Raw genomic sequence first — 11,595 nt, 5'->3', positions numbered from 1 at the left:
TCTGAAACCAATCCCCGACGCAATGCGGATCTGGGGCGGACATTATGAACCGACACAGGAGGATACTGCCAAATGATCACCATTCAAAATCCGCTGACCTTTACTTCCTCTTATCCGCCCAAACGGTTAGGAGCTATCTCCGATCTGCTCTTTTTCGATATCGAGACGACCGGCTTTTCCGGCGACTACGCCTCAGTCTATCTGATCGGCTGCGTCTGGCACGACGGAAACACCTGGATTCTGACCCAGTATTTTGCCGAGACGAGGGATGCGGAAGAAGAGGTTCTCGACGCTTTTTTTGCACTTCTCCGGACAAAGCGCATCCTCGTCCATTTCAACGGCGACGGGTTTGACATTCCATTTCTGACGAAACGCTGTGTTTTTTATAAAAAGGACTGGAATTTTGAAGCGGTTGAAAGTTTTGATATTTATAAGAAAATACGCCCATTAAAAAAATTGCTGGGACTTGAAAATCTGAAACAGAAAAGCATCGAGCGGTTCCTCGGCATTGCCCGCGAAGATAAGTACAACGGCGGTCAGCTCATCGAGGTTTACGGTGAATATTTACAGACGCACTCTGAGCTGCTGAAACACCTTCTGATTCTCCATAACGAGGATGACTTAAAGGGAATGCCGCAGATTCTGCCGATTCTCGCCTACCCGGACTTTCTGACCGGCGATTTTTCTTTCAAAGGTTCAGAAAGCCGTGATATCCCATATGCGGACGGAAACTCAGAAAAGCACCTGCTGCTTCACTATGAAAGTCCCGTCTCTCTGACAAGCGGATTCCAGTTTTCCATCGGTGAGCTGGAGCTGTCGGCGGAAGGAAACCGCCTGACGCTCGACCTTCCATTATATTCCGGGGAACTGAAACGATTTTACAGCGATTATGAGAATTATTACTATATGATCTACGAGGACTGCGCCATCCACAAAAGTGTCGGTCAGTATGTGGATCGCTCCGCCCGCAAGAAGGCAACCGCCAAAACGTGCTACACCCGCGCAGCCGGGCTGTTTGTGCCGCAGCCGCTTCTTGCAGATGGCACTCCGATGTGGCATGAATGCCTGAAAGCAGACTATAAGAGTAAGCAGCTGTTTGTGCCGTATTCAGAACAGCTTTTCACAGATCCAGAGACGGCAGTGCTGTACTTACATAATTATCTGAGAGAATTGTCCTTATAAATTACAGCACCCGTCCACGCTCTCTTATCTCCCGGATCACGTGTCCCATCCGTTTTCTCCGGACTGCCTGTTCTTTCGCCCTCTCCCGTGCAAGCAGCGCCCGGATGAACGCAAAGGTTCTCTCCTCGCCCTGCTCTTTCAGCATCGTGAGGAGATATTCCAGCTGGTACTTCGTCCTCGGGTGCATCACGACAAAATCTCTGCCTCTTTCAAAGTATTCCCACGCACACGCATCCGTGTAATCTTTTCCCTTATAAACCTTCGACGCGGCAATCCGGTCCATTACCATCTCGATCAGATAGCGAAGGGGCATTTTATTGCCGACAAGCCCCCAGGACTTGTCCGGTGCAAAATCGATCCAGTATTCGAAATGATGTTTGTTGCGTCCCTTGTGGTGCAGCCATGCCGCCGAATAGCCCTTTTCTTCTTTTTCCGCCGCATTTGGGCTGCGGTTTCCCTGATAATATTTAACGCCGGTCGCAAATTCCTCCCAGGAATACTTGGACAGGTCGTGCAGAAGTCCCTGGCGGTACAGCCCTACCGCAAAGCAGTTTTTCATGACCTCGCATTTATGTTTCGTGATCGTCAAAAAATGATGATACGCATTGTAAATATAATTCATTTTCCTACCTCTTTCCCCTTTCCTTTCCTCCTATTTTACCCCCCGTATTCTGGTTTGACAACCCCACTTTCTTTCGCGGCTTTCTGGAAAATACCCGTTACTGGGCACACATGTGTGTACAGTAACAAATGCCCTTATTTTCCACAAAAATTTAACTATTTTTAAATGTCTGAATTTCCAGAAATTTTATGCGAAAACGTTTGACATCAATATGAAACTATGCTATTCTTGGAACAGGTCGTAAATCCATGCGGCCATCACTATTTTTTATATTTTTTTGGAGGTATCATATGAACAGAGGTACTGTAAAGTGGTTCAACAACCAGAAAGGTTACGGATTTATCTGCGACGAGCAGGGCAACGATGTATTCGTTCACTACTCCGGACTGAACATGGAAGGCTTCAAGTCTCTTGAGGAAGGCGCTCAGGTAGAGTTCGAAGTTGTTAACGGTGCTAAGGGACCGCAGGCTACTAACGTAACCAAGCTTTAATCATCAACTTTCCAGTGTACCTGTTTTCCAAATATGTTTGATATATATTTTGCGAATACGTTATATTGATCTAAGTAAAGTGATTATAAAAAGGGATACCGCTTCGGCAGTATCCCTTTTTTCGTCACTGCTCACACATGTGTGAACAGTGACCTTTTTTCTGTCCTGCCATGCGGAACATATCCAAATATCCTTTTTCCGCACAGCAGCCATATCTATTATCTCATTTCTTTTTACTTCTTAGCTTTCTCGTACAGTTTTTTCAGCTCATCCACACTAAATTCATAGTGCTTGTTGCAGAACTGGCAGTTGACTTCGATGCTCTTGCCCTCGTCGATCATCTCCTGCAGCTCCTTGCCGCCGATGCTGATCAGCGCCTTTTCTACACGGCTCTTGGTGCAGTTGCAGGTAAACTGAATCGGCATCTTATCCAGAATCTCCAGACCAAATTGTCCTAAAATCAGCTCCAGAATGTCCTCCGGGGTCACTCCCTTATTTAACATCGTCGTCACCGGCTCCAGCTCACCGATCGTCTTTTCAAGTGCCGCGATCGTCGCTTCCTCTGCTCCCGGAAGCAGCTGGATGATAAATCCGCCTGCCTGGCGCACCGTATTTTCTTTATTCATCAGAACGCCCAGTGCCACGGAGGACGGAGTCTGCTCGGAGGTCGCATAGTAATAAGTCAGATCTTCCGCAATCTCACCCGTTACCAGGATCGTCTGTCCCACATACGGCTCTTTCAAACCGATATCCTGGATTACGCTTAAGACGCCGACTCCCAGCGCACCGCCCACATCCAGCTTGCCCTTCGCATTCGGCGGCAGCATTACCTCCGGGTGGAACGCGTAGCCCTTGACATTGCCGTTCTTATCAGCTGTCACCGTCAGACCGCCGATCGGACCATCGCCCTCGACCCGGATGGTTAAAAGATCACTGTCCGCTTTCATCATCGACCCCATCATAACCCCTGCCGTCATCAGGCGTCCCAGCGCTGCGGTCGCCACCGGGCTGGTATTGTGCGCCTGTCTGGCTTTCTCCACCAGATCGCGGGAAGTCGCCGCAAATGCGCGGATCTGACCATTCGCCGCCGTCGCACGGAGCATATAATCTCCGGTCTGTCCCGTTATTTCACCTGCTTTTATCTTTTCCATCATTTATACCTCTTTTCCATGTTCTCTCGCAACCACATAGATTCGGTCGCTCTCTTTTCGCGGCGCGTTCTTCGTAAATGCGTCATACGCCGCCACAAATTCCATGCCCGCCTCTGTGAGCGCCTTTTTTATCTCGTCCAACGACCACGCGCGCTCAAAATGCGTCTCCTGATAGCGGCGGTATAAGTCATCCTCCTCGCGGATAAAGAGCGTCAGATCGTAGGAGTTAATTTTCTCCTCTTCATCATACTCATTTTCCCAGATGAAGCTCCCCTCGTCGCGCACCTCCGCGATCGTCTCACTTCCCATTGCCTGAAACTTTGCCTCCGTGTTCAGGTCGAAAATGAACATTCCCTTCGGATCCAGATAATTGTTGACCAGCAAAAATACGTGCGCCAGATCGTCATAATCCAGAATATAATTCAGCGAATCGCAGATACTCACGACCGCCCGGACCGTCCCGTACAATTCAAATTCACGCATATCCTGCAATAAATATAAAATCGGCAGCCCGGATTCTGCCCGTTTTTCGATTGCTTCCTGCAGCATATCCTCCGAGACATCCACGCCGATCATATCATAGCCTTCCTTTGCCAGAAGCTCCGTCAGCGTGCCGGTTCCGCATCCCAGATCCAGCACCAGACCATCGTTGATCCCATATTCCTTTAAAAGAGAAGTCAGGTACCCGCACCAGTCCTCATAGGGAATATTATCCATAAACATATCATATACTTCCGCAAAACTCGTGTAAGCGTCCATTTAGCCTCTCCTTCTATATTGCCGATGCAAAAATGACTGCCATGCACCGAAAGCTTTCCCCTACTGCACAATCTCCTTCCGATGCCAGCACTCCCATCATAGCAATTTTTCGCCCTGTTTGCAAGAATAATTGAAAAAGCACGCGCAGATGACCAGGAATGGAGTAATTGTTCACAGGTAGGCACTTCTGGAACCGAACGTGCCGTAAGAAAACGTGGTGGCAGCAGGATTTTGTCGTATACACTAACTCTTGACGTTCCACGCAGAACTGACTATACTAGAGCGTATGAAAAATTTGACTGAAAAACAAAAACATTCCCCCATCAAAAGCCGCCGTTTTTACCGCCGGCAGATGTGGCTTCCGGCGCTGGTGCTGATCGCGTCCATCCTGCTTCTGTGGCAGAATGCCGGGGAAAATTCACACTCCCCGCGGCCGATAAACAGCCAGTGCAAGTTTGAAGATTTTTATAACCCGGCTCAGCCCTATGTCTCGGTGAACGCTCCTTCCTTATATTATACAGGGTGCGCTGCCTACGATGGAAAGAAAGAGACCGGATATTATTATTACTCTCTGGAAAATGGAACCTGCCATTTCTATCTGCTCGATCCGTCTTCCGGCTATCCAGAGCCGCCCGAACGCAAAGCACTTTCATTAAACGGGCGTTTGATCCGCCTGAACGAGGATACCTATGAATCACTTCTCCAGACGATGGCGGACAGTCTCTCCTGGACGGTGAGCTCCCTGCGGAACATGACTTCTCCTTATATCATATCCGCTCTGCCGTATCCCGCCCTGACGCATGAGGTATTTCATCTATCGGCCGGATGTGCGTTTCTGATCGCCCTGGTGGATCTGATCTGGCTTTTTTACCATTCACTCCGACACCGCCGGGAGCCGCTGCAGCTTTCCGGTGAGGCACAGCAGGGGCAGCAGGATTCTTCCAGTGAGCAGCCGCGCACTTTGATTTCCCACCGCAGGAAAAAACATTGACAGACGATTCGAGCCATGCCGCTTTCCCTGGCATAGGCTGAACCGTCTGTCTTTTTTCGGCTGCTATTTCGTTTTTCTCTATTTCAGCTTATCAGATTATGCTTCTATCTGAATACACCGCGCCCAGTGTGTCCTTGAAAGTTGTACTGCCTCCGGTGACAGCGGCACATGGGCACACGCCTCTCTTCTCTTCGGACAGCGCTCATAAAAGATACACTTCTCCCCACTGCCCGCTATCTTCTTTGGTGCATTCTGGACGGACCGCTCTTTTTCCTGATTTTCCAAAAGGTTCTCTTTCGTCTGTCCCCGCTCAGGTTTTTCCATCCGGCTGTCTCTCTCCGGCTCCGCACTCTGCTTTCCTGCCTCCGCATCCAGTTCCATTGTATCCCCGCCGATCGCCGCTTCCAGCAGAAGTTTCGTGTACGGGTGCGCCGGATGCTCATAGATCTCTTCTGCCAGACCCTCTTCCACAATCACACCCTTGTAAATGACCATGACACGGCTGCAGAGCCCGCGCACGACGTTCAGATCGTGGGAAATAAAGAGGATGGTCATCTGCTTTTCGGCATGCAGCTTCAAAAGCAGGTTCAAAATCTGGGACTGGACCGTCACATCAAGCGCCGAAACAGGCTCATCCGCGATCACCAGGCGCGGATCCATGAGAAGGGCCACGCCGATGCTGATGCGCTGTTTCTGACCGCCAGAAAGCTCTCTCGGATGGCGCGCCGCAAAGGACTCGTCCAGTCCGACATTTTCAAGCATTTCCTTCACTAGCTGCCTGCGCTCTGCGCGGTCCCTGATGCCGCGCAGGCGCAGCGGTTCTTCCAGAATCCATCCGATTGTCCGCGCCGGGTTGAGCGATCCCGCCGGATCCTGAAATACCATCTGCGGACGGACGCCGTCACGCACTTTCACCTCACCCGTATAATTGTCATGAAGTCCCAGGATCGTCTTGCTGAGCGTCGATTTGCCGCAGCCGCTCTCGCCCACGATCCCCACAATCTCTCCCTCTCTTGCCGACAGGTTCAGATCGTGAATTACGTGTTTTTTTCCTTTTTTGCGGAACAGACCGCCACGCACATCGTAAAATACGTTCAAATCCGTCAGGCGCAGGATCTCCCCGCCGGAGCTTTCCCCTTTTTCTCCCTCCGGAATCGACGCCACCAGATGGCGCGTATATTCATGCTTCGGATGCAGAAGGACGTCTTCCGTCTGCCCTTCTTCCACGATCTCGCCCTTATAAACCACGATCACACGGCTGCAGAGCGCACGCACAACATTCAGATCATGGGAAATAAAGAGAATCGACGTTCCCTTGGTCCGGTGGATATTCCGCAGAAGCTCCAGGATCTGTGCCTGAACGACACAGTCTAACGCTGTCGTCGGCTCATCCGCAATCAGAAGACTCGGAGAATTGATCATCGCCTGCGCGATCATCACACGCTGGCGCATGCCGCCGGAAAGTTCATGCGGGTATTTACCGCACAGCCCCTCCGGGTCCGGCAGACCGACTTCTGAGAGTGCCTGCACCACCCGTTCATGGATCTCAGCATTTCCGAGTTTCGTATGGATCCGCAGGCTTTCCCCGACCTGCCGTTCGATTTTCAATACCGGATTTAAGGAGGTCATCGGCTCCTGAAAGACCATCGCCATTTTGCTGCCGCATAGCTGTCTCCGCTTTTCCGGTTTCATGGTCACCAGATCTTCTCCCTGAAAACAGAGCGATCCGGAGGCAATCTCGGCGTCCTTCGGAAGCAGCCCCATCAGCGCAAGCGCACTCATGGATTTTCCTGACCCTGACTCGCCGACTACTCCGACGATCTCGCCTTTTCCGATCGAAAAGCTGATACCCTTGACTGCCTCAAAGGTCGAATTTCCTTCTGGAAAACGGATCGACAGATTTTTTATTTCAACCAATGGTTCCATCTTTTCGCCTCCTTACTGCTGCATCGAGCGCAGCCCCTCGCTCACCATGCTGAATCCCAGAATAATCAGGATGATCGTCACGCCCGGTCCGATCGCGTACCACGGCGCATTGAACAGGTACGACTGCGCTTCGTAAAGCATTCTCCCGAGACTCGGCTCCGGCGGCTGGATTCCCAGTCCCAGATAACTCATACTCGCCTCCGCCAGCACCGCATTGTTAAATCCGATCGCTGCCGCCGTCAAAAGGCTGACCGCCGCATTCGGCAGAATATGGGCGAAAATAATCCGGATATGCCCTGCGCCAAGGATCCGCGCACTCTTGACAAAATCCAGTTCCCGGCACCGGATCACCTCACTGCGGACGATCCGGGCAAAACTCGGGATAAAAAGGATTCCCAGCGCCAGAATGATGTTGTAGCTTCCCGGCTTCGTCAGGCTGATGAAGATAAGCGCCAGAAGAATGCTCGGAAACGATAAAAGGATATCATTGAAACGCATGATCAGGTTATCGAAAAAGCCGCCGAAATAGCCGGTCAGCGCACCGACGATCGTGCCAAACACACACCCGATCAGAACCGTGCAGACTGCCACAAAAAAGGTGCTGCCGCTTCCCGCCATCACACGACTCAAAATATCGCGCCCGAAGTTATCCGTTCCCAGCGGGTGTGCTGCACACGGCGCCAGATTGACTGCCATGGAGTCCATCGTCGTCGTCCCATACGGCGTCCAGAACTGTCCGATCAGGGCAACTGCCAGAAAGAACAGCGTGATCGCGCCCCCTATCATCAGATTATAATTCTTTCGTTTCATTCGTCTTCCCTCTATTCTTCCGCCGTCCGGACTCTCGGATCCAAAACCTGATAAATCATATCAACCGCAAAATTGATAAGTACGACCACCGATGTGATATACAGCACGATCGCCTGCACAACCGGATAATCGCGGTTGGAGATCGAGCTGATCAGAAGTCTTCCGATTCCCGGCACGCTGAACACCTGCTCCGCCACGATGCTGCCGGCAAGGATCTCCGCGATTACCATCGCAAAGAACGTCACAACCGGAATCATCGCATTTTTCAGCACATGCCCGTACAATACCGCCGTTTCCGTATTGCCGCGGCTGTAGGCAGTCCGCACGTATTCCCGGTTCATCTCGGTCAGAATCGAGCTTCGCAGGAATTTCACCACCATCGCAATCTTCGGCAGCGCCACCGCGAGCGCCGGAAATAAAAGGTACTGTGCAGACTTTCCAAAATTTTCCGACGGTTCGATAAATTTACCCGGCTGGAACATATGAAGAATCAGTCCAAACACGTAGGTCAGGATCATGCCGAGAAAGAATGACGGCACCGCCATCAGAATCTGCGTCAGGCAGTTCGTCAGCGTATCGACCCATTTTCCGGCAAACCGGGCACTCAGGATTCCGAGTGGAACTGAAATCACCGTGATGATAAGCAGGGAAATGACTGCCAGAAGCACCGTGACCGGAAGCCGCTGTGCCAGAAGGGAGCGGACTGAGGTTCCCTCATACCGGTAGGACTCCCCGAAATCCCCCTGCATCGCATCGGTCACCCATCTTCCATACCGCTCCAGAAGTGGATCGTTTAATCCCATCTCATCCCGCGCCCGCTCTAACTGCTCTTCCGTCGCGTCCTTTCCCAGCCTGGAAAGTGCCGCATCGCCCGGAATCACAGAAAAAGCGGTAAACGTCAGGAAGGATATGACCAACAATGTGATAATGAGAGTTATCAGTTTTTTTATAAAGAATTTCATAATTCCCTCCTGCGTTTACCGCTTCTTATTCTGTTGTTATTTCCTGGTTACTGTTCACGGGCAGGCACTTTTGGAACCGAAAGTGCCGTAAGAAAACGTGGTAGCAACAGGAATTTGCTGGATTGTAACTGTATATTTTACTGCTCTACCTGATATAACAGGGACATATCCTCTGCTGCCGTCGGGTAGAAGGTGTAGCCGCCAAACTTCTTGCTGACTGCTACGAGGTTCGCCGGATCTTCGATGTAAACGGCTGCCGCATCCTCTGCCAGGATCATCTGCGCCTTCTTGTAGTTTTCTACTTTTACATCGTCATCAACGGTTGTGTATGCTGTATTAAATACATCGTCGTACTCAGTGTTGGAGTAATGCATGAAGTTCTTCGCATCGTCTGTCACATATTTCTTGAGCCAGTCGCTCGGTGCCAGCGTTCCGTCAAAACCGATGACGGTCGCCTGGAAGTTGCCTCCCTTGTATACATCCTGCAGCCAGGTGCTCCACTCAACCTGATTTAAGGTCACGTTGATGCCGACCTGAGACAGCTCATCCGCGATGATCTGCGCGCTGTCTACGTGCTGGCTGTATGAGCTCGGAACGGTGATTTCCAGATCAAAGCCATCTGCGTATCCGGCATCTGCCAGAAGCTCTTTTGCCTTCTCCGGATCGTAGCTGTATACGGTCTCTGCTTCCGGCTCATAGTATTTCGACATTGCCGGGATCATATGGGAGCCGATGATGTGGCTCTTTCCGCCGAAAATAAAGTTGTTGATCGCATCGCGGTCTACCGCATAGCAGAGTGCCTGACGCACCTCTGTCTTGGAAAGCGGCTCGTAAGCGCTGTTTAAGTACATCGCATGGACGAGGTTCATGCTTCCCTGTACGATGTTGTAATCTTCATCGCCCAGTGTCTCCGCCTGTGCGGCGGTTAAATATTTCAGAATGTCGATGGTGCCTGCCTGCAGCTCTACAAATGCGGTGTCCACATCGGCAATAAATTTAAATTCCACGCTGTCCAGGCTCGGAACGCCCTCCTGCCAGTAGCCGTCATATTTTTCCAGCTCCAGGTTCTGTCCCGGTGTGTAGGAAACATATTTGAATGGACCGGTACCGATCGGATTGCCTGCCGGGTCCTCGTTGGACTGCGGAATGATGGCAATCGTCATCATCGGAAGAAACTCTGAATAACTTTCTTTCAGGTTTACAACCAGTGTCTTATCATCCTGCACCTCTACACTATCTACAAGCGAAGAAAAAGCGGAGGATTCGCCCTGAATCTCCGCATAACGATCGATGGAATATTTGACATCTTCGATGGTAACCGGTGTGCCGTCATGGAATGTGATGCCATCTCTCAATGTGAAAGTATAAGTCTTTGCATCATCGGAAATGGTGTAATCGCTGGCAACAGCCGGAATAAATCCGCCATCGGAAGTAGGCTTTACAAGCCCTTCGTACAAATTGAAAACCACGTCTCTAGTTCCTGCGTCCGTATCTACATGGGGGTCAAGACTAGCCAGGTCCTGCGTCATGCCATACACAACGCTGCCGCCTGGTACTGGTGTTCCTTCTGAAAGAGTATTACTGGTCTCTGCTTCGCTGGACTCGCCAGCTGCTTCTGAGGTGCCTTCTGCTGTCTTGCTGCCTCCGCATGCACAGAGTGAAGCAGATAACAAAAGTGCCATTACGCCTGAAAGAAGCTGTTTCTTTTTCATATCTTTGTCCTCTCGAATTCGTAATAATCTCTCATTATTAAATTGTCTTAGCCATTATAGCAGATTTTCATAGAAAATCAACTTTTCCAGCATAATTTAGGACTTTCTCACTATCTTTTAGGATGTTTTTTGTTGAAATTTACGAATTGATCCGGCTCGAAACTGTCAAAAATAAAAACATCAAACTGTTTCCGGTGCCTGTTTAATTCGCCCTGGTTTTTAATCGTCCACGCCGCCATCTTACATTTGTAGAAATAACGCAGCATTTCCACCGGAAGCGTGTTGCTGAACTGGCAGTTGTACGCAATGAAATCCGGTCTGCAAAATCCGTTCAGCATACAGTATGTAAGCATCTCCCGCACAATGACCGGTGTTTTCAAGCCCTCGCCGCGGTGATTGGTCGCAAGCTGTCCGCGCAAAACATTCGGACGATGGCGCTTAAACCAGCCGAGTGCCAGCGGACTGAACGATTCGATGCAGTACTCACCCGGATAACGGTCTAAAAGCGCCGCACATTTCTCGCACAGATCCCGGTGGACAATCTCCGTTTTCAGCTCGATGATAAGCGGCGTGCGCCCATCCGCCAGCTCAAGCACTGCCTCAAAGGTCGGTATCGTCTGGGATGAACCAAACAAACGATAGCTTTGCAGCTCTTCAAAGGTACAGTCGCGTATCTTCCGGTCAACGCCCGCCGCCCGCTTCAGATCCCAGTCGTGAAATACGACCGGAACCCCGTCTTTTGTCAGCTGTACATCCAGCTCGATCCCATATCCCATCTGGATCGCGCGTTCAAACGCCGGGAGCGAATTTTCCGGACATTCACCCCGGTTGTCATGAAATCCCCGGTGGGCGATGTATTGCCGCTCAAATGCCTGCATTCTCGCCTTCCGCCCCGTCTCCGGCAGCATACTGCAGTAAAACAGAGATAAGAGCGATATCGTCACCATTCCTGGAATTACGATTGTCATATGTAAATAGCCTCTTTTCTT

At 50.7% G+C, this 11,595-nt stretch carries 11 protein-coding genes; 3 read left to right on the top strand and 8 right to left on the bottom strand.

Annotated features, from left to right (window positions below; genetic code table 11):
• The first annotated feature begins 72 nt into the window (after window positions 1-72).
• Window positions 73-1,182, top strand: a complete 1,110-nt coding sequence (locus DXB70_RS03285; RefSeq protein WP_118523527.1) for a ribonuclease H-like domain-containing protein — start codon at window positions 73-75, stop codon at window positions 1,180-1,182.
• Between the two features lies 1 nt (window position 1,183).
• Here DXB70_RS03285 and DXB70_RS03280 read toward each other — a convergent pair whose 3' ends face one another.
• A complete protein-coding gene (locus tag DXB70_RS03280; RefSeq protein ID WP_022359798.1) occupies window positions 1,184-1,804 on the bottom strand; it encodes a DUF5662 family protein in 621 nt (206 codons plus the stop codon).
• Window positions 1,805-2,094: 290 nt separating this feature from the next.
• Here DXB70_RS03280 and DXB70_RS03275 point away from each other — a divergent pair, with 290 nt between their 5' ends.
• Window positions 2,095-2,295: a cold shock domain-containing protein gene (locus DXB70_RS03275; RefSeq protein WP_022359797.1), complete on the top strand. Its 201-nt coding sequence runs from the start codon at window positions 2,095-2,097 to the stop codon at window positions 2,293-2,295.
• A gap of 233 nt (window positions 2,296-2,528) precedes the next feature.
• Here DXB70_RS03275 and hslO read toward each other — a convergent pair whose 3' ends face one another.
• Together hslO and DXB70_RS03265 are read right to left on the bottom strand one after the other, a co-directional pair.
• Window positions 2,529-3,449 (bottom strand): Hsp33 family molecular chaperone HslO, encoded by a 921-nt coding sequence (hslO, locus tag DXB70_RS03270; protein WP_347559583.1) that lies wholly within the window; start codon window positions 3,447-3,449, stop codon window positions 2,529-2,531.
• Window positions 3,450-4,205, bottom strand: coding sequence for a class I SAM-dependent methyltransferase (locus DXB70_RS03265; protein ID WP_118672647.1), 756 nt, complete (start codon window positions 4,203-4,205; stop codon window positions 3,450-3,452).
• 295 nt (window positions 4,206-4,500) lie between these two features.
• Here DXB70_RS03265 and DXB70_RS03260 point away from each other — a divergent pair, with 295 nt between their 5' ends.
• Entirely contained in the window at window positions 4,501-5,196 is a 696-nt protein-coding gene (locus tag DXB70_RS03260; protein WP_147354035.1) for a hypothetical protein, read from the top strand.
• A 96-nt stretch (window positions 5,197-5,292) separates the two neighbouring features.
• Here the strand turns inward: DXB70_RS03260 and DXB70_RS03255 are convergent, their stop codons facing one another.
• The 5 genes from DXB70_RS03255 to DXB70_RS03235 form a co-directional block, all read right to left on the bottom strand.
• Window positions 5,293-7,122, bottom strand: a complete 1,830-nt coding sequence (locus tag DXB70_RS03255; RefSeq protein ID WP_118523530.1) for an ABC transporter ATP-binding protein — start codon at window positions 7,120-7,122, stop codon at window positions 5,293-5,295.
• Window positions 7,123-7,134: 12 nt separating this feature from the next.
• On the bottom strand, window positions 7,135-7,932 hold the full coding sequence (locus tag DXB70_RS03250) for an ABC transporter permease (RefSeq protein WP_107000170.1): 798 nt from the start codon (window positions 7,930-7,932) through the stop codon (window positions 7,135-7,137).
• An 11-nt stretch (window positions 7,933-7,943) separates the two neighbouring features.
• Window positions 7,944-8,894 (bottom strand): ABC transporter permease, encoded by a 951-nt coding sequence (locus DXB70_RS03245; protein WP_022359791.1) that lies wholly within the window; start codon window positions 8,892-8,894, stop codon window positions 7,944-7,946.
• 137 nt (window positions 8,895-9,031) lie between these two features.
• Entirely contained in the window at window positions 9,032-10,606 is a 1,575-nt protein-coding gene (locus DXB70_RS03240) for an ABC transporter substrate-binding protein (RefSeq protein ID WP_117796409.1), read from the bottom strand.
• A gap of 110 nt (window positions 10,607-10,716) precedes the next feature.
• On the bottom strand, window positions 10,717-11,574 hold the full coding sequence (locus DXB70_RS03235) for a glycerophosphodiester phosphodiesterase family protein (protein WP_118672645.1): 858 nt from the start codon (window positions 11,572-11,574) through the stop codon (window positions 10,717-10,719).
• Between the last annotated feature and the right edge of the window lie 21 nt (window positions 11,575-11,595).

The organism is Clostridium sp. OM05-5BH (assembly GCF_003481505.1).
GTDB lineage: Bacteria > Bacillota > Clostridia > Lachnospirales > Lachnospiraceae > Otoolea > Otoolea fessa.
Note: the sequence above shows the minus strand (reverse complement) of the source record. Positions and strands in the feature narration are given on the sequence as shown.

What these genes read in the sequence shown, in the direction of transcription:
- DXB70_RS03285 (WP_118523527.1), top strand. Translation starts at nt 73, where the DNA reads ATGATCACCATTCAAAATCCGCTGACCTTTACTTCCTCTTATCCGCCC.
- DXB70_RS03280 (WP_022359798.1), bottom strand. Translation starts at nt 1,804, where the DNA reads ATGAATTATATTTACAATGCGTATCATCATTTTTTGACGATCACGAAA.
- DXB70_RS03275 (WP_022359797.1), top strand. Translation starts at nt 2,095, where the DNA reads ATGAACAGAGGTACTGTAAAGTGGTTCAACAACCAGAAAGGTTACGGA.
- hslO (WP_347559583.1), bottom strand. Translation starts at nt 3,449, where the DNA reads ATGATGGAAAAGATAAAAGCAGGTGAAATAACGGGACAGACCGGAGAT.
- DXB70_RS03265 (WP_118672647.1), bottom strand. Translation starts at nt 4,205, where the DNA reads ATGGACGCTTACACGAGTTTTGCGGAAGTATATGATATGTTTATGGAT.
- DXB70_RS03255 (WP_118523530.1), bottom strand. Translation starts at nt 7,122, where the DNA reads ATGGAACCATTGGTTGAAATAAAAAATCTGTCGATCCGTTTTCCAGAA.
- DXB70_RS03250 (WP_107000170.1), bottom strand. Translation starts at nt 7,932, where the DNA reads ATGAAACGAAAGAATTATAATCTGATGATAGGGGGCGCGATCACGCTG.
- DXB70_RS03245 (WP_022359791.1), bottom strand. Translation starts at nt 8,894, where the DNA reads ATGAAATTCTTTATAAAAAAACTGATAACTCTCATTATCACATTGTTG.
- DXB70_RS03240 (WP_117796409.1), bottom strand. Translation starts at nt 10,606, where the DNA reads ATGAAAAAGAAACAGCTTCTTTCAGGCGTAATGGCACTTTTGTTATCT.
- DXB70_RS03235 (WP_118672645.1), bottom strand. Translation starts at nt 11,574, where the DNA reads ATGACAATCGTAATTCCAGGAATGGTGACGATATCGCTCTTATCTCTG.